At 28.9% G+C, this 23,280-nt stretch carries 20 protein-coding genes and 1 pseudogene; 5 read left to right on the forward strand and 16 right to left on the reverse strand.

Annotation, left to right across the window (positions count from 1 at the left end; all coding sequences use genetic code 11):
• Positions 1-79: 79 nt before the first annotated feature.
• Entirely contained in the window at positions 80-958 is an 879-nt protein-coding gene (locus CLFE_RS15830; RefSeq protein WP_077894374.1) for a LysR family transcriptional regulator, read from the reverse strand.
• Between the two features lie 125 nt (positions 959-1,083).
• Between CLFE_RS15830 and CLFE_RS15835 the strand changes: the two genes are divergently transcribed.
• Positions 1,084-1,992: a DMT family transporter gene (locus tag CLFE_RS15835; RefSeq protein WP_077894375.1), complete on the forward strand. Its 909-nt coding sequence runs from the start codon at positions 1,084-1,086 to the stop codon at positions 1,990-1,992.
• Here the strand turns inward: CLFE_RS15835 and CLFE_RS15840 are convergent.
• Positions 1,989-2,684: an aspartate/glutamate racemase family protein gene (locus CLFE_RS15840; RefSeq protein WP_077894376.1), complete on the reverse strand. Its 696-nt coding sequence runs from the start codon at positions 2,682-2,684 to the stop codon at positions 1,989-1,991. The two genes, CLFE_RS15835 and CLFE_RS15840, sit on opposite strands and share 4 nt — an antisense overlap.
• An 11-nt stretch (positions 2,685-2,695) precedes the next feature.
• Positions 2,696-3,388 carry a class I SAM-dependent methyltransferase gene (locus CLFE_RS15845; RefSeq protein ID WP_077894377.1) on the reverse strand — a complete coding sequence of 231 codons (693 nt, stop codon included), beginning with the start codon at positions 3,386-3,388 and terminating at the stop codon, positions 2,696-2,698.
• A 724-nt stretch (positions 3,389-4,112) separates the two neighbouring features.
• On the opposite strand from CLFE_RS15845, the gene CLFE_RS15850 reads away from it, so the two are divergent.
• From CLFE_RS15850 to CLFE_RS15860, 3 genes are all read left to right on the forward strand, one after another.
• Entirely contained in the window at positions 4,113-5,780 is a 1,668-nt protein-coding gene (locus CLFE_RS15850; protein ID WP_077894378.1) for a M4 family metallopeptidase, read from the forward strand.
• An 805-nt stretch (positions 5,781-6,585) separates the two neighbouring features.
• Entirely contained in the window at positions 6,586-8,094 is a 1,509-nt protein-coding gene (locus tag CLFE_RS15855) for a PucR family transcriptional regulator (protein WP_242951670.1), read from the forward strand.
• A gap of 17 nt (positions 8,095-8,111) precedes the next feature.
• The gene (locus tag CLFE_RS15860) at positions 8,112-8,591 is read left to right on the forward strand and encodes a GNAT family N-acetyltransferase (protein ID WP_077894379.1); all 480 of its coding nucleotides are present in this window, start codon (positions 8,112-8,114) and stop codon (positions 8,589-8,591) included.
• Between the two features lie 54 nt (positions 8,592-8,645).
• Here CLFE_RS15860 and CLFE_RS15865 read toward each other — a convergent pair whose 3' ends face one another.
• The 7 genes and pseudogenes from CLFE_RS15865 to CLFE_RS15895 all read right to left on the reverse strand — a co-directional run bounded on the left by CLFE_RS15865 (position 8,646) and on the right by CLFE_RS15895 (position 14,537).
• Positions 8,646-9,599: a flavodoxin family protein gene (locus CLFE_RS15865; protein ID WP_077894380.1), complete on the reverse strand. Its 954-nt coding sequence runs from the start codon at positions 9,597-9,599 to the stop codon at positions 8,646-8,648.
• A gap of 126 nt (positions 9,600-9,725) precedes the next feature.
• Positions 9,726-10,388, reverse strand: coding sequence for a Type 1 glutamine amidotransferase-like domain-containing protein (locus tag CLFE_RS15870; protein ID WP_077894381.1), 663 nt, complete (start codon positions 10,386-10,388; stop codon positions 9,726-9,728).
• Between the two features lie 11 nt (positions 10,389-10,399).
• Complete coding sequence (locus CLFE_RS15875) at positions 10,400-10,873, reverse strand: GNAT family N-acetyltransferase (protein WP_077894382.1); 474 nt, start codon at positions 10,871-10,873, stop codon at positions 10,400-10,402.
• Positions 10,874-10,894: 21 nt separating this feature from the next.
• Positions 10,895-11,407: a GNAT family N-acetyltransferase gene (locus tag CLFE_RS15880; protein ID WP_077894383.1), complete on the reverse strand. Its 513-nt coding sequence runs from the start codon at positions 11,405-11,407 to the stop codon at positions 10,895-10,897.
• A gap of 62 nt (positions 11,408-11,469) precedes the next feature.
• Positions 11,470-12,090 carry a class I SAM-dependent methyltransferase gene (locus tag CLFE_RS15885; RefSeq protein WP_077832638.1) on the reverse strand — a complete coding sequence of 207 codons (621 nt, stop codon included), beginning with the start codon at positions 12,088-12,090 and terminating at the stop codon, positions 11,470-11,472.
• A 120-nt stretch (positions 12,091-12,210) separates the two neighbouring features.
• A pseudogene (locus tag CLFE_RS15890) lies at positions 12,211-13,131 on the reverse strand (chromophore lyase); the annotation flags it as partial.
• A 182-nt stretch (positions 13,132-13,313) separates the two neighbouring features.
• Complete coding sequence (locus CLFE_RS15895) at positions 13,314-14,537, reverse strand: HD-GYP domain-containing protein (protein WP_077894385.1); 1,224 nt, start codon at positions 14,535-14,537, stop codon at positions 13,314-13,316.
• A 583-nt stretch (positions 14,538-15,120) separates the two neighbouring features.
• Between CLFE_RS15895 and CLFE_RS15900 the strand changes: the two genes are divergently transcribed.
• On the forward strand, positions 15,121-15,858 hold the full coding sequence (locus CLFE_RS15900) for a carbohydrate-binding protein (protein ID WP_077894386.1): 738 nt from the start codon (positions 15,121-15,123) through the stop codon (positions 15,856-15,858).
• 67 nt (positions 15,859-15,925) lie between these two features.
• Here the strand turns inward: CLFE_RS15900 and CLFE_RS15905 are convergent, their stop codons facing one another.
• The 6 genes from CLFE_RS15905 to CLFE_RS15930 form a co-directional block, all read right to left on the reverse strand.
• The gene (locus tag CLFE_RS15905) at positions 15,926-17,104 is read right to left on the reverse strand and encodes a glycosyltransferase family 4 protein (protein WP_077832634.1); all 1,179 of its coding nucleotides are present in this window, start codon (positions 17,102-17,104) and stop codon (positions 15,926-15,928) included.
• A 149-nt stretch (positions 17,105-17,253) separates the two neighbouring features.
• Positions 17,254-17,835 carry a phosphatase PAP2 family protein gene (locus tag CLFE_RS15910; RefSeq protein WP_077832633.1) on the reverse strand — a complete coding sequence of 194 codons (582 nt, stop codon included), beginning with the start codon at positions 17,833-17,835 and terminating at the stop codon, positions 17,254-17,256.
• A gap of 150 nt (positions 17,836-17,985) precedes the next feature.
• Positions 17,986-19,392, reverse strand: coding sequence for a sensor histidine kinase (locus CLFE_RS15915; protein ID WP_077894387.1), 1,407 nt, complete (start codon positions 19,390-19,392; stop codon positions 17,986-17,988).
• On the reverse strand, positions 19,373-20,053 hold the full coding sequence (locus CLFE_RS15920; protein ID WP_077894388.1) for a response regulator transcription factor: 681 nt from the start codon (positions 20,051-20,053) through the stop codon (positions 19,373-19,375). Before CLFE_RS15920 ends, CLFE_RS15915 begins: the two co-directional genes overlap by 20 nt.
• A 602-nt stretch (positions 20,054-20,655) precedes the next feature.
• Entirely contained in the window at positions 20,656-22,059 is a 1,404-nt protein-coding gene (locus CLFE_RS15925; protein ID WP_077832630.1) for an FAD-binding oxidoreductase, read from the reverse strand.
• 23 nt (positions 22,060-22,082) lie between these two features.
• On the reverse strand, positions 22,083-23,267 hold the full coding sequence (locus CLFE_RS15930) for an FAD-binding protein (protein WP_077832629.1): 1,185 nt from the start codon (positions 23,265-23,267) through the stop codon (positions 22,083-22,085).
• Between the last annotated feature and the right edge of the window lie 13 nt (positions 23,268-23,280).

The raw sequence follows: 23,280 nt of genomic DNA on the forward strand, positions 1-23,280 counted from the left end.
GTTCTTCGGAACTCACATTTTTTATATACAACAAAGGAGCTATTGCAAAACTATTTTTTAGTTTTGCAACAGCCCCTTTTTATTTGAAATATTTTGAAATTATATCCAAAAAAGCTTTTATCGTAGGTGATTTCCACCTATCTTTATTCAATATTACTTGGGTGTACAAAATAATATGGCAAGCTTCAACTGAAATCTTACTAACCTCTCTATCAATAACTTCATTTAAATTAAATTCAGGCAAAAGTGAAATTCCAAGTTCATCTTTTACATACTCAATAATTGTTTTTGTGCTTCCAATGTCTAGGCAATAATTTACGGTTAGTCCTTTTTCCAGAAGCTTCTCCTCAAACACCTGACGATAATTACAACCTTTTTCCGTGAGTATAAACTTTTCCCTGGAAATATCCTCTAAAGTAACTAATTTATTTGCCATAGGATGCTTTAAATACGAGAAAAAAACTATTTTTTCTTCCTTCTCAAAAAACACTTGAAAATCAGGCTTTGTAATCTTTCTGTCTAATAAAATAATGATATCCAAAAGCCCTTTTGAAAGAAAATTCATAAGCTCTAAGGTAGTAGCAATTTTCACAATTAAAATTACTTCTTTATAGTTTTTCATATATTCTTTAATTGCCCTTATATAATTAGAAACACTAAGTGACTCTAAAATTCCAATTCTAAGTTCACCCTTAGGTTTACCCTCACACGTAACAGCATTTATGGCTTCCGCTTCACATTTAATTAACTTATTAGCATATACAAGAAATTCCTTTCCTTTTTGAGATAAGGTAACCTTCTTGCCCTTTCTTTCAAAAAGAAGCACCCCAAGCTCTTCTTCAAGCTGTTTAATCTGAAGCGTTACAGTAGATTGAGCATAACCCAAGCTTTCACCAGCCTTTGAAAAACTATCTAACTTTGCAACCCTAATAAAAGTTTTAACATTTCTAAGCTCCATCTTTCCTCCATATCAGTTTTTTTAATATATCTTTTCATATATTTCAATTTTACTAATAAAGTAATACCATGATAATATGAACCTATGAAAAATACAAGTACACGATATATAAAGGGGCTGATAACATGAATGAAATTTCAAAAAGAAATATACTAGCTTTTATCACTGTTTTTCTTTGGGCATCTGCCTTCCCACTTACAAAAATAGCAATGAACCATTATAGTCCAAACTCTCTTGGCTTTATTCGATGCAGTATAGCCTCTATTTTTTTAATTATACTCGGAATATTAAATAACATAAGAAAACCCAAAGCGAAGGATATACCATTGTTTTTCATATCAGGCGCTTTAGGCTTTACTTTCTATATGATTACTTTTAATACTGGCATACATTCTCTAACTTCTGCAACCTCCAGTATAGTTATAGCTACCACCCCAATTATGACTGCTATTGCAGCTTCAAAATGCTATAAAGAAAAAATCAATACTCTTGGTTGGTTTTCAATACTATTAGCCTTTGTAGGAGTTTTAATTCTTTTATTATCCAATGGTATTTTTTCCATAAACATTGGGCTTGTATGGACTGTTACTGCTGCCATTGTTTTTTGCTTCTACAATATCCTAAATAGAAAGCTTTCTTCTATGAGCTATACAGCCTTAGAAATTGTTACCTACAGCATGATTTGTGGCACTATTCTTCTTTCAATATTCTCATTTAAAAGCTTTAATCAGCTAACAACCTCTAAGCCAGATCATATTTTGTCTGTTATATATTTAGGTGCATTTCCAAGTGCAATAGCATACTTTTTTTGGGGACGTGCTTTATCTCTGGCTAAAAAAACTAGTGACGTTACTAACTTTATGTTTGTTACCCCTCTTCTTTCCTCTATACTTGGCTTCCTTATGCTTAAAGAAATCCCTACTATAAGTACTTTTATCGGAGGAGGCATTATTATTATAAGTGTTATAATATTTAATTTAAAAGATCAATTAATAAAACTACTTTTTAAACCTTCTAAAAATAATTATTACTAATTTTTTAAAGCAAACTCAGCAGAAGCAACAGCATGTATCCTAGTTGTATTAAAAATTGCAACTTTAACATCTTCTTGTTTTATCAATAATGGTATTTCTGTACAGCCTAATACTATACCTTCTGCACCTCTTAAAGCTAAATTATTTATTATTTCTATGTATTTTTCTTTAGATTGTCTTTTTATTATCCCCTTACAAAGCTCATTATAAATTATTTCGTGAATTGTTTTTCTTTCATTTTCATCAGGAATAATTACTTCTACGTTAAAAACTTCTTTTAAAACTTTTTTATAAAAATCTTGTTCCATAGTAAATTTAGTTCCAAGTAGTCCAACTTTTTTCATGGATTTTCTAGCTATTTTTTCACCAGTTACCTCTGCTATATGCAAAACCTTTATTCCCACTCTTTTTTCTATATCTTCAGCCATTTTATGCATTGTATTAGTACATATTACTATAAAATCTGCCCCTGCATATTTTAACTTTTCACTAATTTCTACCATAATGTCCGTTAACTCTGTCCACTTATTTTTATGCTGTAACATCTCTATTTCTTCAAAATCTACTGAATACATCAAACATTTAGCAGAATGTAGTCCTCCTAATTTTTCTTGTATCGTTTCATTTATAAGCTTGTAATATTCTAATGTAGATTCAAAACTCATACCACCTATTAATCCTATTGTTTTCAAATTTTTCACCTCTACTTTTTTCTTGCATAAAGCACACTCACTGGAGGAAATATTTGAAATTGACATTTATCAAAATGCTCAATTTCAAATCCTTGCTCTTTAAAAATACTTTCATAATATTTTACATGTGCAATATCTAATATAGCTACTCTACATCCTTTTTTTGCAACTCTTGATATTTCAAGTAAGGCTTTTTTTCTTTCTTCATTGTTTTTCAAATTATGAATTGCGAGACTTGAAACAATTATATCAAAATACTTATTCTTAAAAGGAATTTTCCTCATATCTGCATTTACAACCTGAATCTTATCTTCTGTTCCTTCAATCTTTGCATTTTTTATAGTTTCATCATAACTATTTTGAGATTGATCTTTTGCACTCCATATATCAATACCGTAAGCTTTTCCACTTTTAAGTTTTCCTGCAACACCATTGAGCATAAGTCCTCTTCCACAACCTACATCTAAAACTATTTCCTCTCCATTAATTTGAAGCCTTTTTATTATTTTTTCTCTCATTTTATATTTTCCTATCTTACTACCATACACCATATATAATCCTAAAAATAAAAATATAACACCTAAATTTATAAACCAACTTTGCTTAAAGTAAAAAATTATTCCTAAAATTAAAAATATTATTCCTAAAGAAATATAAGTTATTACTACAGAAGGGGCATCTAACCCATAATTACCTTGTTTCATGTATTATCATCACCTTTCATAAATATACAAATGGTCATTTTCAGCCTCCGTAAAATGTTAAGTCTTAAAACTTTGTTTTAAATAATTCTTACTAACTTAGTATATAATATATAATCTTTTCATTCAATTTTTTACATACCGTCATATAAGTAAAGTATCTTATATTTTGTACATTTGTAATTAATATAAGCATAAACAATACAGTACAAATTACAACAATAAATCACTTTAATATTTTCAAAGCCAATCCTTCATCAATAAATATATTCACATTATATTATGAGATTCCATATTTTACAATGTAAATTTGTTTTTTACATAAGATTTTTCCATAAAACTTATTTATTTTTGATTTCATATTTTACATATTTATTTACTATGTTATAGTTGGCAAAGTGGCTTCTCTTTTACAAGCTATATTACTATAACATGTTTATACAGTGTACTTACATTACTTTCTTTTACATTATGTGTTAACAAAAAAATAAGCCATACATATTAATAATATCATATTTAATCATTTTTACCAAATATAGTTATACAATCCATTCTAAAGAAAAAGTACAGTTCTAAAAAGATGTAAACGGTTATGTTTACATTCACCATTCGCAGTAGTGTTTTTGGATATTTATCATTAATTGACACTTTTTATTGACAAATATTATAATTACAATATATTAAATTACATTTTTAATAAAATAATACACATTAGGGGGAAAATTTTATGAAAAAGAAATTATTATCTATTGTATTAACTGCAGCTGTTGTATCCAGCTTAAGCAGTTTTAATGAGGTTTTTGCTCAGAGCTTAACAGCTCAGAAACCATCAGTTAAACAAAATTATTCAGTAAGAAGGACAAGCCATCAATTGAAAGCTGACAATTTTGAAGATCAAAAAAAGACCGTTTTTTTACATGGTAATCTTTCACAAAAGCTTCAAATTAACGAACAATCTATATTAGCCTATCTTGAACAAAATAAGGGTTCCTTCTTAAACGTAACTGGAGCAAATAACTTTAAAATACTATCTATTGACAAAGACGAATTAGGCCTTACAAAAGTTAAAGTAGCTCAAACTATTGACGGAACTGAAATTCGTGGAAGCCAAATTATACTTCACTTAGATAAGGACGGCGTTGTGAAAAACATAGTAGGAGCAGTTAATAAAGATTACAAAAAGGTTTATTCAGCTACTAAAGCCTCTGAAATTTCAGCTCAAAAAGCAATTTCTATTGCAAAAAAGCAATTCAACTATACTGTTTTAGTGGAAACACCTGAAGCAAAAAAACAAGTTATAGTAAAAAATAATGTTCCAACTACAGTTTACAGTGTTAATATTCATTACAATAATCCTGATATAGCTAACTGGGAAGTTTTAATTGATGCTACTTCTGGAAAAGTAGTTAAGACACTAGATAAAATAAGATATGATGGTGCATCGACCGGTACAGGTACAGCAGTTGACGGATCAACAAAACCTCTTAACCTATTACTTAGTCGAGGTACTTATGAACTTATAGATACTACAAAACCAATGACTGGACAAATTAAAACGTATACTGCTAATAATAAAGAAGTTGAACCTGGAAGCTTAGTTACTAATAAAACAAATAAATTCACTACTGAAACTGCTAAGCCAGAAGTTAGTGCTCATTACTACGCAGGTGTAGTTTATGACTTCTATAAAAACATATTAAACAGAAACAGCATAGATAATAAAGGCATGAGTATAATTTCTACAACACATTACGATAAAGGTTATGATAATGCTTTCTGGGATGGAAGTCAAATGGTTTATGGTGACGGTGATGGCACTGAATTCACTTATTTCTCTGGTGACCTTGATGTAATTGGACATGAACTTACTCATGGAGTAACTCAATACACTGCTAACTTAGACTATCAAGATCAGTCTGGTGCCTTAAATGAATCTATATCAGATACCTTTGGAGTTTTAATTTCAACTTATGACAAATACAATGTTAAAGGTGGCGGCACATGGAAATTCAATGCAGGTGATTGGGTTGTTGGACAAGGCTTATACTTAAATAATACTACCAATAAAGCTTTAAGAAGTTTAGCTGATCCAACTCTTTATGATCAACCAGCTAATATGAATGATTATGTTAACACATATGATGATAATGGTGGTGTTCACACAAACAGTGGTATACCTAATAAAGCAGCTTACTTAGTTGCAAAGTCATTGGGTAATAATGAAACAGCTCATATTTACTATAGAGCCCTTACTAATTATTTAACTAATGATTCAGATTTTTCAGGTGCAAGAAATGCATTAGAATCTGCTGCTTCTGATTTATACGGTTCTTCGGCAGCTAGTGCTGTAGATTCTGCTTTTGATACTGTTGGTGTTTCAAGCAGTAACAACTAAATTCAAACTTAAAATTCTTTATAAATAAAAAGTGGGACTTTCAGGAAAGTCTCACTTTTTCATTAAACTATACTATAGATAAATTACATTGCATATCATTAATCTATTTTTTTATATATATTACATTTTTTAACTCAAAATCAATTACTTGACATCAAATTATGTAAACGTTATAATGTTGTTATACTATGAACTTCTTATATGTAAAGTGAATTATAATAAAAATAAAGCCTGGCTTTTAATGACCAGGCTATTTTCAAGTAAAAATTTTCTAATAGTTTAATTCTACTAATTGTAAACGATTTTTTAGCCCGAAATAACTCTAGGAACTTTTTTACTGTTTATCAATTAGTTGACATATATTCTGTAAGATAATATAATAATCTAGTACTTAGTTAAGGATTTAACAACTTTTATTTACACCTTATCCTTTGTACTTATTGTTTTAACTTTACTACAAAGACCCCTTTTATTAAATATATATAAATGGAGAAGCTTGACACTTACCCGAATTAAGCTTCTCTAATCGCTTTAATGTACTTTTTTATAACTTCATAAAATAACCATTACGATTTTTATAATAGTGAAGTTTATTTTATTAAACCATTCGAATTTTCTATTCACAAAACTTAATTATCCGCCTTGATTTTTCCTCAAATTTCCAAAAATTATTATCCCTGTTGTAATATAAATTAACAGTTTTTCGTGATTCATCATACAAATTATTTAATTCTAATATAATTTGAAGCCCTTGGGTACATAAAGTATAATAAATTAATAGAACAACTTTTAAGGAGGTCTCATATTGCCTAAACTCTATAAACTGTTAAATTTTCTTACTAAAAATTCTTATAATGTGAAAACAAAAAATTTAAATAGAGAAACTTTCTTTAATGAGGTTGAATATTTAAAGGGGCAAAATAATTTTTCTAAAAATACATTATACTTAACAGATAAATACCAAAAATCGCCTTATAATATTTTAGTAATATCAAGTTCAAACTTTAGTGAAGCTTGCTTTCAAGTTATAACTAATAATCCAGAAAAAATTTATAAACTTATTAAAAACTTTATACATAGTGAATTACAACTATCTGAAAAGAAATATGAAATATATAGTTCAATCTATAATAGCAGTAATATTGATGAAATTTTAAATGCAGCTGAAATGCATCTAAATAATCCTATATTTATTGTTGATACAAGCTATAAAATCATGGGACGCTCTTATCTATCCCATTCAGTTACTGACTCCATAGAATATCATAATAACAATACTTACCTAATTTTTGACACTATAAAAACAATGAAAAAGGACAAATGCATAGACGATATTTATGATTCCTCAGATGCATTTTTTCATTACTCGGATTTAAACCTTATATTTTGTGCTATAAGAGTTAACGATATTACTATAGCCTATATATGTATTATAGAGAAAGTACGCAGCTTTATTAAAACTGATTTAGAGTTAGTAAATACCTTAGCTGCAGTTTTATCTACCCAAGTACAAAAAAACAACTTTTTTATAACAAAAACTGGTTTCTCTGAAGAATATTATTTAATAGATCTACTTACAAATCCCTGTGATGATCTTTCCTATATAAAAGCACGATTAGAAACCACCAGTTTTACCTTAAAAGACAACTTTTTAGTATTAGCTATACCATTTAAAAAAAATTATAGTGATTATAATTATAATTTTGAATTAAGAAAGCTTATTATAAATATCAAAAGCATATTAGTAAACTGTATCTCAGCTTATTATAAGGGAAATCTTATATTTCTTGTAAGCCTTAATTGCTATTATATTAAAGAAAAAATCCTAGAGGACTTTAAAAATTTCTTAAGATTAAATAAACTTTCTTCTTCTCTAAGCTTACCTTTTAACAATCTACTTTATATAAAAGATTTTTACATGCAAACAATTTGCACATTAAAACTCTCTAAAAAACTTAATACAAAAGAACTTATTTGCTATTTTGAGGACTACATAGAATATTATTTATTTAGTTTATGTAAAGATAATTATAAGATCAAACTTAATACGCTTATACACCCTCTTATTTTAAAACTATATGAATTAGATAATATTAATGATACTGAACTTATTAAAACTCTTAGTGCTTACTTACAAAATAATAGAAACACAAGCGACACTGCTAAAAAATTAAATATTCATCAAAGTACATTTTTTTATCGCTTTCATAAAATAGAAAAAATTTTAAATATAAGCTTAAACAATAGTAGCTTGCTATCAAAATTTGAATTATCCCTTAAAATACTTCATTATCAAGAGAATGATTATATTTAATATTAAGGAGGTTTTTTATGGACATCAAAATAAGAACAGCCAATGAAAATGATTATATACACATTTTAGAACTTGTTAAAGAAGTACATGCTTTACATGTTAAAAATAGACTAGATATTTATTTACAAACCGATAGCCCTTTATTAAAAGATACCTTCAAAGATTTATTAACTAAATCTAACATAAAAATTTTTGTAGTAGAAGATACTTATAACAATAAGATTATAGCATATAGTATTGTACAAATTATTTTACAAAGAAATATTTCATTACTTCTAAAATCTAAATTTGCTTATATAGATCATTTTTGTGTAAAATCCACTCATCAAAAGCTTGGCATTGGAAAAGCATTATTTAATCATATTGTCATATTTATAAAATCACAAGGGGTTTCCTCTCTGCAATTAACTGTATGTGAATTTAATAAAAATGCCATTAACTTTTATGAGTCCTTAGGAATGTCTACAAGGAATAGAAAAATGGAACTAAATTTATAATTCTTTTAGCTTAAATAAAGGAACTCATAAAAGAGTCCCTTTTAAATTACAACTTTATCTTTTTATTTTAATTGACGGAAATTTTATATTCTTATATTTGACAGATCTTTCTTTGACCACCTTCAAGTTTCCTTCTGTATAAAAGCCCCCTTGAGTATGTCCAATTTCTCTCCCATGATGAGCTCTTCCCTTAACATCTGTTCTATCACGACATAAACCATTTTCAGCAATAACAAATTTCCATTTTCCATCCTTCGTTTTTTCCAAATCTCCACCAGCTCCACAAACTTGACATTCAATTGGAAAATACAGTCCATCCCACTGAGGTTCTCCTAAAACAAGAGCATTAGAATGACAGTTAGGACACCATCCCATATTTTCATCACCTAACCATTTTCTCTCTTCTACCTTAGTATTTAATGACTCCATTATATTTTCCCCGATTTTTTTAGCACGCTTAATCAAATCATCATTAAGTAAGCATTGTTTTGGTGCTGGAACACGAGTTGCCAAAAGCATATCTATAATTTTAAAATCATTTGTAAAGCAAGTAGCCTGCATAGCCTCTAATGCCATTGACTGCCAAGAACGTGTTGAACCTCCAACTGCAATTAAAGCCCCAATTCTATCTTTGTGTTCTACTGCACCTATTTCTTCTAGAAATGATGATTCATAGCTTAAATTTCTATGCATAAATTTAAGGAAGGTTGCTGTTGGCATCAAATCATATGTTGGTGCTGAAAATATTACAGCATCTTGGTTTAACATAACCTTCATTATTTCCTTTTTATCGTCTTTTCCATCTAAACTGCATCCAATATATTTTCCTTTAGTCATGGCATGCGTACAAGCTGTACATCCTGAACACTCTAAAATATTGTAATCTCTTAGATTGATCATTATTACCTCTGCACCTTGATTTTCACATGCTAAAAGAGCCTCTTTTAATAAAATTTCAGAATTCGAATCTTTTCTTCCTGCTGTAACACCCATTACCTTAAAACTCATAATAAAACTCTCCTTATCTTTGATTGTATATAGCTTCTATAATTTAACATATATAAAGTTATCATTCATCAAAAATAATTTCTAAAATAATGGTTTTTTAGCCTGATTTTTTAGATAATTTTCTAATTAGTTTTTAAAAACCTCTACATCACCTAAAATTTCAACCTGGTTGTTGTATACAATTATGCCACCCTTATTGCTTATTGCATATACTGTGCCTGTTTTTTCTTTTAACACTTTAGCTATACCACTTTTTTGAACTTCTGTTTTCTCATAATGAACTTCAATTTGAAAATTCCTTATTAAATCGAGTCCCCTATTATACGAAAATGTTCTATAATCCTTGTCTGGTGTAATATGATAATTATAAAATTGTATCATTGCACCTGCACTGCTACCTATAATAATTCCCTTGAAATTTTCAAGTTCTTCTATTAAATCAAACTCCTTTAAGCGAAGCATCATTTTGTCTGGTAAACCTCCTGTAAAAAATACTATATTACTATTTCTTATCTTCCTTTTTGCTTCATTTTTAGAATCCACAAAATAATTTATAAGTTCTATATTTTCTTCCTTAATGCCATAATATAAAAATGGTGCAGTAAAGCCTTTATAATGTTTTCCATCCTTTTTATTATATTCTTTATTCCAATCTTCAATATTTCCTACTTCTGGTCCAAAGGAAAATGGAATTACTACCACTTTGTCTTTAGGCTTTATATACTTTTCCACCTCACCCTTTGCCCAAGCTTCGTGAAAATTGTACATACTTAATAATATGTTTATCATAATTTTCTCCTTCATATATTTTTTTCAAGTTCAATTTCATGCTTTATAGGTATATCAAAATTACCCTTCATTGGAATTGATGGTTTAAGCTTTCTTGCCCTATCTACTGCATTCAAATAAATTTGTGTTATGTCAAAGCCTCTTTTTTGATAAAAACGAAGAGCGTTTATATTATCATTTGTAGTTATCAATTTTACTTTATAAAATCCTGCCTTTTTAGCTATATTTACAGCTTTATCTAAAAGCGCAGTTCCAATACCTTGATTTTCTTTAAGACTATCTAAAGACATTATTTCCATTACATTATTAAAACTTCTATAGGTAATAAGTCCTACTATATTTTTATCCTCATACATAACTAATCCTTGTAGTTTAGACATATCTACTATTTCTTCTCTAACAACCATTTCTAAAGAAAACCAATGCTTTATTATAAAACTATTTATCTCTTTTCTTATCTCAGCTTCTATTTTTCTTATTTTCATTTTAAATCTCCCTAAAACATGTTAAAAATGTATACTAGCATCAAAGCTTTTTCTCATAACAACTGCAGGCAAAGCCTTACTTGTCCATTTTAACTTCACATTTTCAATTTCTATAAATCCATTTCTTTTCCAAAAGGAAAGCACCTTATTATCATATTCACAAACAACATCTATTCTAATACCCAAACTTCCTTTTTCCTTGACATACTTCTCAAATCCTTCATATACTAGTTTCCCTAGTCCTCTATTTTTATAAGTGCTGTTCAGCATTAAAAGAGAAAGATAACTCTCTTTATCTATTTTAAAATCCATTACACCAACTAATTTCATGTTAGCTTTATCCACTATTTTACAAGGATAAAAATATAATTCCCTCATGCACTTAATTTCACCTAATATCCATTCCTCTGTAACACTACCTTTTCCTATATGCTTCATTAAAAAGTTTTTATTAGAATTGTAAACTAACACTACTTCTTTTAAATCTTCATCCTCTAATAGGTCTACATAAAAATCTTTACCTTTAAAAATCATTACTACACCTTCTTATTTTAGTTCCTGCAATTACTTAATTTTCAAATAATACTATTATTATTCTATTCTTTACATAGCTTCTCTGCTATATAATCCACATAACCTTGCTTTATCTTTCTTCCTTCATATATTCTATACAGTACTCTATCTTCCTTAAATAACACCTTCATATCTTCAAAATATTTATCTGCCTCATCATCCTTTACATAACTATGAATGACCGTATCTCCTCTTTCTATCTGTAAAAATTCTCCCTCTCCGAGCTTTTCCCCTTTATTATAATCTCCGTCTTTTGTTGTAAGAAAATTTATCAAACACATTCCACCTGGTTTTAAAACCCTTTTTATTTCTTCTATAGCCCTTCCAATATCCTCCTTTTTCATATGAAAAATAGTTCCATATGAATATATAAAACTTATAGATTCATCTTCAAAAGGAAGTTTTCTTATGTCTCCCTTAGAAATATTAAGATTAACATTATGTTTTTTTGAAAAAGCTTCTGCCTTATCAAGTTGAGATATGCTTATTTCTATTCCATAGGTTTTATATCCGTTGCCTGAAAAAAGAAAAAGCGGTGGCAAATCTCCCCCTGCTCCGCAATCAAGAACTGTCTTTTCTAGTCCGCTTTCATTACAATACTTTAAAAATCTATATATCTGAGGTTGTTTAATTATAATTTCCATAACTTCTCCTCCTTCTTTACTTATGAAAATTATATCATTAATTTAAATCGTTATATATTGTATAATAAAAAAATCCACACTATATGCAGTGTGAATTTTTTTATTCTATGTTATGTCTAATTGAACTATTCTTATTTCTATAGCCTCTATTCTTAACTTTTTATTCTCAGTTCCTGCTTCTGCTCCATCAGATATCCAATCTTGCCAACCTGTATTTTGTATGTAGGCTCTATATTGAACGCTGTAACCAGGCATATTTTCAAGACTAATTTTAAAAGCTTCAAGTCTTAAACCATGACCTATCATTCCTGCTTCTGCTCCGTCACTTACCGCTGTCTGCCATCCTGTATTTTGCATATAAGCCTGATAATTTATTTTTGCTCCATTAGGTGCATTAACAAGGTTTGCTTTAAATGCTTCTAATCTCAAGGATTTGTCTTCAGTTCCTGTTATTTGACCATTTTCAACAACTGATTGCCAACCTGAATTTTGTATATGACCAGTATAGTTTACACCTACTGCAGTATTATTGGATATTTTAACAATTCTTATTTCTACTGCCTCTGCTCTTAAATTTCTTCCTTGTGTCCCTGCTACTTCCCAATCTGATACCCAGTTCCCCCAACCAATATTTTGAGAATGAACTCTATATTGTACACTATAACCAGGCATATTTTTTAACCTTATTCTTATGCCCTCTAATCTTAATCTCATCCCTACTGTTCCTGCTTCTGCTCCATCTACTACTGGATCCTGCCAGCCTACATTTTGCAAATGAGTTTGATATTCTATACTTGCTCCATTTGGTGCATTAGTTAAACTAATTTTTAAAGCTTCAAGTCTTACTCCTTGACCCTCTGTTCCTGATTCCGCTCCATCTACCACTGCACTTTGCCAGCCAGTATTTTGAACATGGGCTTGATAAGAAACCCCCACATTACTAGCTATCTGTGCTTTTACATTTTTACAAGTTAAATTTACCACACTACTTACAGTAAGCATTGTTGCCATAATTAATGCTGTGATTTTTTTTCTTTTCATTTGATTTCCCTCACATTTCTGATTTTAATCAACATATTATTTTTATCAAATATAGTTTCTATAATTGTATGTTTTATTGCAAAATACCTTAATAAACTACATTTTGTTCTATATTTTGCCCTTTTAAAATCAAAAAATACAAAAAACTCTACATCCTTTTATATTTGTGTAGAGTTTTTTATTTATGCTAACCTACTGAAAACGTAATTTATATCATTTGTTATTCTAGCATCAATAAAGCCATTATCCCTCATATTATTAAGTATATTCATTGCTACTACATGACTTAGTGCTTTTCTATATGGCCTATTTTCTGTAAGTGCTTCATATATATCTAAACACGCTATAAGCCTAGCGTTAAAATCAAGATCCTTAGCTCTTTTTCCAGAAGGATATCCTTTTCCATTTAACTTTTCATGATGGTTTGAAGCCCACTTTGTAATATCTTCAAATCCTGTAATATCCCTTAATGCTAACCTTGTGAAATATGGATGTTTTTTTATCTCCTTAAATTCCTCTTTTGTAAGTTTTTTAGGACTATCCAATATACTATTGGGTACTGCAAGTTTCCCTATATCATGTAAGTCAGCAGCAATAATAAGCTTAAGCTTTTCTTCATGACTCATTTTATAATAGTCCGCCATTATTTCAACTTTTTCCGACAAATCACTTGAATGCCTCTGAGTATATTCTGATTTACAATCTATTATTCTAGATAAAACTCCTGTTATCTTTCTTATTTCATCTACTGGAAGTTCCATTCTATATTGTGGTGGTTCATACCTCAGAGCTTTTTCTAATCTATCATTTTTTAAATTTCGCCATAAACTTTCATCCTGTGCTGCTTCTATAAATGCATCTACTAATCTCATAGAAAAAAGCTTATCTCTATTTTCCTCTACAAAGTTTATTATTTCCTCTTGCATAGTAATGTCATTCTCTTCTAGATGAAATCTTCTGTCAATAGTATCCGATATGGCAATTATTTGTGACAAAAGTGGTATTTCTTCTCCTTTTAAATGGAAAAAACCTGTACCATTATAGCTTTCGTGGTGATATTTAAGAACATTTGTTACATCAGTCAAAAATGGGTACTCGCGTATATTTCGCTCCCCTATTATGCAGTGTTCTTTTATTCTCTCAAAACTCTTAAAATTTATAAGCTCATTTTTACTCTTAAGTAACCTGTCATGAAGTCCTTTTTCACTTGCTCCATTATCATGTAATATTCCAAGTGCAACTATATCGTGTAATTGTTCTATTCCTAAACCAAGTTTTTTTGCAATTCTTAATGAAATGTATGCTGTTCTTTTGCTGTGATTAGATGTAACCCCTATTATATCTATCTCAACAAAATCTAATGCACGAGAAACAGCCATTAGAAACTCGTTTAAATTAAATAACATTCTACCACCCTTACGTCTGTATAATAATTATGTCACTTTACAATAAGTTAATGCGAATTTGAATTAAATTAAAATTTTTTCAATATTAATAACCATTATCATTTTAAATTAAATCCCATCAGCTGTCAATTTTTTATGATAAAATATTGTTTTTTAATTTACAATTTTATAAGAAAGACAACGTTTTCTTATAAAAATCCTTCTATTTTTATAAAAAAAAATATTTTATTGTTTTTAATGATCATAAACAAAAAGTTAATAAATAACTATGATCAAAAAATATTATAACCCAATATAATATTAATCAAAAGTTATACCAATTTATTTATACAATAAATTCTTTACTTTAATATTTTATGCAATCGGTTGTATACTGTGCAGCCTAGTTTTTTCAACCCTTACATAATACCACTCACTCTATTATGTGAATTTCTACCATTTGAGGAGTTTAATGTATTTATTTTAGTCTCCTCAAGCTTTTTGCTTTATTATCAAAATTGAAACTCTGTCTTTATAATGCCATACTATATCTCAAGCGCTAATTTTTATAGGTACCTTTATAAAATTTTCAGGAGGCTTTATTATGAAAACAAAAAAAATTCCCACTAAATTTATTATGTTTATGCTTTTTACAGCTATTTTGTTTATTTTTAATCCGATTGCACAAAATACTTCAAAAGCTGCTACTGTCCCTATTCAATTATACTATTCTCAACGTATTACAGATGACGATTATTCAATAGGTCATATAGAAGGCTATATTGCAGTACAAAACCTAGCTTTTAATAAGTCTGTATACGTGCATTACTCTCTTGATGGAGGTAAGACTTGGACTGATACCCCTGCATCCTACGTAAAAACAAATTCAAGTGATAACTATGAAGTTTGGAACTTTAAAACAAATTCAAGTTCTGAATTATTTGGTCCACCAATAATATACTGTTTAAAGTATGAAGTTAATGGACAAACTTATTGGGATAATAATAACGGAAATAATTACGTTGATGGTGCTTTTGGCTTATCTTCCCTTTATACCAAAAACATAAAAGCTGTTGTAAATAATCACAAATATTTTTCAGCAGACGTATATGTAAAGAACATTGATGGAGCTAAAGCAGTTAAGGTACGCTATTCCACAGATAATTGGACAAGCTATACTGATGTAGACGTAAATACAAGTAATCCATCACAAAGTACATGGAGCATATATCAAAATGTTCCTGACTCCACAAAACAGGTTCAATTTGCTGTATTGTACGAAGTTAACGGCATACAGTATTGGGATAATAATTTTGATTCTAATTATACTGTAAACTTCTAACTTTATAATCACTAAGTGTGAATTTGCAAAAAATTTAACAAGTTAATAATTTTGGCAAATTCACACTTTAAGCTTGTTTAGCTAAATAATAGGAATATCCTTCTTTTAATGCAGAATTATAAGTTAAAAGAACCTTAGAAGCAAAACGCTCCTTCGAATATTCAACCATTTTTTCTGATATTTTTTCTACCATCTGCAGCTTAAACTTTTTGTTATTAATAATATACTGCAGTGCTCCTAAAAATTCTTCATCATCTTCATATGAAAAACCGTTTTGTCCGTTTACTATTAATCCCTCTATACACATATCCCATTTGCATATAATAGGGAGTCCGCTAGCAAGCGCTTCTATATATGTTATTCCTTGTGTCTCACTGGTTGATGCTGTTACAAAAACATCTCCTAGCTTGTAATATTTGTAGACCTTATCCGATGGAATCATACCAGTAAATTTAACCTTATCAGAAATTCCTTCTGTTATTACAATTCCTTTTAGCTTGGATAAGTAAGGTCCCCCTCCAACTATTAGAAGTTTTATATTAGGTGTATATCCTAACGCCATTTTATATAGCTTTAGAACTTCTTCTATATTCTTTTCTTCTGCTATTCTACCAACATAAATTAATACTATATCCTTTTCTGACAATTCATACTTTGACAAAAGTTCTTCTTTTTCTTCTTTGGATAACTCTTTCTTAAACTTATCTAAATCAATTCCTGTTGGAACGATATCTATATTTGTAGTCACCCCGTAACCTTTTAGCTTGTTTCTCACCTTTTCTGTTGGCGCTATAACTGCCTCACAACTATTAAGCAATTTTTCTGTAACCTTAGAGACACCTACCCGTCCCAGTATTCTCCCACAAAAGAAATAATGAAGATAATCCTCGTACATAGTATGGTAGGTATGTACCTCTGGTATATTAAGTTTTCTTTTTATATATTTAGCTACTATCATAGTTGAAAATTCAGTTTGAGAATGTATAATATCCGGTTTCCATCTTATTATTTCACCTACAATTTTATTTTTAATAGGCTTCATAACTCTTGCATCAGGATAAATTGCCACACTAAAAGAGCTGAGATAAAAAACATCTGAAGTTATCTTTTCTTCTCCATCTGGAGATAAAGCAAGTATTTTAACATCATGTCCCAAAGCTTTTAATTGTTTATATAAATTATTAATTGAAACTACAACACCGTTTGTCATTGGATAATACGTATCTGTGGTAATAAGTATTTTCAATTCTTTCCCTCCAAGCTAATGTTAAAATAACAAGTTATAAGCTATTCTAACAAATTTAATATGTTATACTTTTTTTATTTTTATTCTAAGGTGATACTTATAACAAAAATGTTTTAAAAATTATAATTTCTTTATCTCTTAGTAGCATCTTACATATAGTTAGGAACTGCTTTTAATACTGCTACTATTTTTTTTTCAATTATTTCATATAAATACTCTACTTTATTTCTTAACTTTAAATTATAAATATAGTTTGTGCTTAAAACCATTATATATGCAAAAACAACATCCATAGGATAGTGGTTTCCAACGTAAACTCTTGAAAAACCTACTATTAAAGATATAATTGTTAAAATAATACTTATTAGCTTATTATAATTTTTTAATCCTAAAGCTATACTCATAGTCCCTGTAGCATGATCACTTGGAAGTGATGCATCCTTAACATGATTCACTAACAAATTAACTTTATTGTTTACAAAGGGTCTATTTTCATAATATAACTTTCCAATTATAAAACTAAAGATTAAATTAATTAGTGTTATAACAAAAGTACTAAAAACGACCTTCCTACAGTTATCCTTTTTCTTTATTAATCCCAAAATAAATATTATTGCAAGAGCTCCTGCATATAAATAAGGTACATCCTTTGAAAAGAAAATCATTACTTTATCTAAAACCATATTTTTGTTTGCTAAATTATTTATTAATCTAAAAAGTTCCATATTCATTTGTTTTTTTACCTTTCCAATCCTATGTTCTTTTGTACTGTTATAAGTATTTTTATTATATATACATTATCCATCTAAAACATTAAATTTACATTAAAAAGTTCTTAGCTTTTACTTAAGATTTTCATATATTTTTATGAGAAATATGTTTTATTTTACCTTTAAAGTCACAGTTATCTTAGTAAATTTACCTTCTTCACTTTCTACACCTATTATTCCGTTATGCATATTAACTATCCATTTAGCTATAGAAAGTCCAAGACCACTGCCTCCCTTTTCTTTTGATCTAGATTTATCAACAATATAAAATCTATCGAATATATTCTTAATTTCATCTTTAGGTATTCCTATTCCTGTATCCTTAACAGATATTTTTACTTCGTCATTAAAAAGTATAGAACTTATATCTATAGTCCCACCCCTTGGCGTAAATTTAATACTATTATCTATAAATATTCTAAGCATTTGCTTTATCATTTTACTATCAGCTGAAATTTTCACTTTATCATTTCTACTGCTTAATATTTTATGATTTTTACTTATAAGCAAACCTTCTGAAACTAAACTATCAATTATTTCATTAAGATAAAATTCTTTCTTCTCAAAAAAATACGTTCCTGTATCTCCTTTTGCAAGGAAAAGTAATTTTTCAATTAACTCAGCCATATTTGCCGCCTCAAACTTGATACCATATATTGATTTTTCTAAAGCATTTTTATCATTTTTACCCCATCTATCTAAAAGATTTGCATATCCCTGAATTACAGTTATAGGAGTTCTAAGTTCATGAGAAGCATTTGATACAAACTGTGCCTGACGATCAAATGCATCTTGAAGTCTGTCTATCATTTTATTAAAGGTATTAGATAATCTTTTAAGTTCGTCGTCAGCTCCCGTTACCTCTATTCTCTCTTTTAAATTGTTAATGCTTATATTTTCAGCAGTTTTAGTTATATAATCAATTGGCTTTAACATCTTTTTACTTATTACATATCCAAGAAATATAGATACAATAATCCCTATAAAATCAGCCAATACCATAATCCCAAATAGAACCTTCATATAATAGTACTCCGTATGCATATCTTTATATATTTGGAGATATATCTTTTCATTTCTTTTAGTTATAATCAAAATATTTTTATATATTAGGTGTTTTTCATCATCTTTCAAGTGTTTTCCATTAAATTTAAGTATCTCCTTATCTTCATGAGGTTTTTTTATTCTATGATCAAACTCTGTTGTTTCATTTATTACTTTTCCATTCTTTAAGAGTATTCTTATTGATATGTTTTCCTTTGAAGGAACATCTGAAAAAATGTCATCTACATTTAAATTTACCTGCTTATTTTTAAGCTTGTTTGTCATTATATTTTGTACATCTTCTATTTGTTTGTTTCCCTCTTCATAAATATAATGCCTAACTCCAAATAAAATTGAAGCATTTAAAACTAATAATACTAATATAAACATAACCGCATATACTGCGGTTATCTTTAGAGAAATTTTTGCACTTTTTATAAAACAGAATAATTTTTTAATCTTCTTTAATAACATATCCTACACCTCTAACGGTAGTTATAAGCTTATTCTCAAAATCATCATCTATTTTACCTCTTAAATATCTTATAAATACATCTACTACATTTGTATCACCTATATAATCATATCCCCATATTTCTTCAATAAGCTTTTCTCTTGTTAGTACAATATTTTTATTGATTAAAAGCATCTTCAAAAGTTCATATTCTTTTTTTGTAAGATCTATTTCTTTTCCAGCTCTCTTAACTTTTCTAGTTCTATTGTCCATAACTATATCTCTAACCTTAATAATATCTTTAGAACTTTTAACTAAGTTATTTCTTTCATGAACTCTTATTCTAGCTAAAAGTTCTTCAATTGCAAAAGGTTTTGTAAGATAATCATTAGCTCCAACGTCAAGTCCTAAAACTTTATCGTGTATATCACTTTTTGCTGTAAGCATTATGACTGGTACACTAGAAAACTGTCTTGCCCTTCTTAAAACTTCTATTCCATTTAAATTTGGAATCATAATATCTAAAAGTACTAAATCATACTCATTGCTTTCCATTTTCTTCAAAGCATCCCTTCCCTCATAGCTAACTTCCACTTCATAGCCTTCATGGGTAAGCTCCATTTCTATAAACATTGACATTTGCTTTTCATCTTCAACTAAGAGTATTTTAAAATTCTTCAATTTATCATCTCTCCATGTATTCCTTCTCTTTTATTAATGCCTCTCTTAAAGTTTTCCAGAGTTCCATATTTAGAATTAACTCTAACTGTTCTTAACATATTATCTTTGTCTTTAATTTTAAATCTATTTATATAAGTCTATTATCTGAAATTTAATCTCTCTTGTACGTCAACCACTTGACCTGCCCCTTTTAAATCTGTGACTATGTATATTTTATATTTGCATTGGCACATGAATAAGCAGCTCCTAACATTATTCCACTCACTACCACAATTGTCAAAATCAATACTGAGAATATACTTATTATTTTCTTTCTATACTTTTTTAAACTTTTAATTTTAGTAAAATTTTTTTCATATTATGAGCACCCCTTAATTTAAATTTATAAGCTTATAATAAAATCACTTAATTAAAAGGTGATAAAAATAAAGTTAAATTCAGATTAAAATAGTAAAGTTCTATTAATTAATTTATATTATGTATCAAATAACTCTATTATATAGATAAAATATCACTGATTTAAGTACCCATTTCTACTTAAAATAAAAGACAGCCTTTCACGTATTAAAATCGTAAAAGACTGACTTTTATTTTATATTATTTTATTCACATACCTTTCCAGGATTTAATATATTTTTAGGATCAAATGCTTTTTTAATATTCTGCATCAATTTCAAAGTAGTTTCTCCTAATTGTTTATTTAAATATTCTCTCTTTGCATACCCTATGCCATGTTCTCCAGAAACTTGTCCTTTTAATTCATTAGCTTTATTGTACATACATTTAAATACTTCAGGTAACTTTTCTGACCACTCTTTCTCTTTAAGTTCATCTCTTAATATATATACATGAAGATTACCATCACCAGCATGACCAAAATTCTTTATTCTAATATTAAGCTTATTTTGAAGTTCATAAGTGTAATTTATAAATTCAGCCACCTTGTTTCTTGGAACACAAACATCACACTCGTCCATTTCAGTAGTTGATGCCTTTATAGCTTCAAGGAATGCTCCCCTTGCAGACCATATAGCTTCTTTTCTTTCATCTGTATCAGCTATAAATATATCTAGCGCTCCCTCTTTTAAAACTATATTAGCTGCACTTTCGTAATCTTTTTCTATTTCTTCTGTATTATTACCATCAAAAGTCATCAAAAGGTATGCATCTGATGCACTATCCGGAAATTTCTTTCCTAAAAATTCTTCTGCTGCAAGTATTACATCTCTTTCCATAAACTCTATAGAAGTTGGTATAGTTTTTGATTTTATTATTTTAGGAACTGTTTCTATAGCCTTTGTAAGGTCAGGAAACGGAACTAAAAGACTTATTGATTTTTTAGGAAGTGGTAATAGCTTCAATATGGCTTTAGTAACTATTCCAAGTGTTCCTTCAGAACCACAAATTAAATCCTTTATACTGTACCCGGAACTATTTTTAACAACTTTTCCTCCAACTTCTATGATTTCTCCTGTAGGAAGAACTAATTCAAGACCTCTAACATAATCTCTTGTAACTCCATATTTAACAGCTCTCATACCACCAGCGTTAGTGCTTATATTTCCTCCTATAGTTGCAGATTTTTCACCTGGATCTGGTGGATAAAACAAATCATGCTCCTGTACAAAGTCAGCTATTTCCATTAAAAGCACTCCTGGCTCAACAGTCAATGTTAAATTTTCTTCATCTATTTCTAGTATTTTATTCATCGAACATAAATTTATCATTATTCCACCATATATAGGAACTGATGCACCAACAAGGCCTGTTCCGGATCCTCTAACTACAACTGGAATGTTATTTTCATAAGCATATTTAACAACCTTTGAGACCTCTTCAGTTTTTGAAACCTCTACTAAAACTTCAGGCATATTCTTTACCGCACCTAATTCATCATGACTGAAATCCTCACTTATATTTTTGCCAAAAATAACTCTTTCTTTTCCTAATATAGATTGTAAATAACTAATATCTCTCTCATCTATTTTCTTATATTCATTTGACATAATAAAAACCTCCTTAGCTTAAATTAGCCCACCTTTATTTTTTCAATTAACTTAGGTACTATTTCATATAAATCTCCGACAATTCCATAATGAGCAACATTAAATATTGGCGCCTCTGCATCACTATTTATAGCAATTATACAGTCTGAGTTATTCATACCAGCCGTATATTGAACTGCACCTGAAATTCCTATGGCAAATATAAGCTTAGGCTTAACTGTTCTACCACTTAATCCGATTTGTTTTTTTGCATCTATTAAACCAGCTTCTACAAGAGGTCTTGTACCAGCTACTTGTGCTCCTAAAAGCTCAGCTAATTTTTTAATAGGTGCCATATCTTTTTCTGATTTTACTGCTCTACCTACAGAAACTATTATTTCTGCATCTGCTATATTTTCCTCTACCTTTTTCTTTACAACCTTTAAAACTTCAATATTAGAAGTTATATTTTCTAAAGAACATATAGTTATTTTTCCTTTTTTCTCTTCGCTTCTCTCTGGCGCATTCATAACCTTATATCTTACTGTAGCAAGCTGAGGTCTGTTATTAGGATTTACTATTTGTGCCATTATATTTCCACCAAAAGCTGGTCTTATTTGAACTAAATCTGTATTTTCTTTCATATCAAGTATAGTACAATCAGCTGTTAGTCCTGTTCTAAATCTAGCTGCTATTCTTGGCGCTAATGATCTTCCAACAGTAGTTGCTCCTACTAATATGGTAGAAGGTTTGTTTTTATTTATGAAATCTTCGAAGGCTTTAGTATAAGGCTCTATTCTAAAGTATTTAAGTTCCTTGTTATCATAAACAAATACTTCATCTACACCATAATGAAGCAATTCTTCTGCTTTATCCTTAATATTTTCTCCGATAAATACTGCATATACAGGATGATTTATTTTATTGGCAAGTTCTCTAGCCTTTCCTATAAGCTCATAGGTTACAGGATGTATCTCACCATCTACATGATCAACATATACTGCTACTCCTTTATATAAACTTTTATCAATAAGAACCTTCTTTTCATCTTCTACAAATTCAACAACTCCAGCTGGTCCCTTTTTAACACATAATCTACACATCTTACAGGCAGCTGAAATTTGAACTTTATCTCCTACTCTTTCCATTGCTCCAAATGGGCAAATGTTAACAAGCTCTTCAATAACCTCATTATTTAATTTATTTTCATTAATAACTAACTTTCCCATTGCATTTCCTCCT

Origin of the sequence: Clostridium felsineum DSM 794, assembly GCF_002006355.2 — a bacterium.
GTDB classification, from domain to species: Bacteria; Bacillota; Clostridia; order Clostridiales; family Clostridiaceae; genus Clostridium_S; species Clostridium_S felsineum.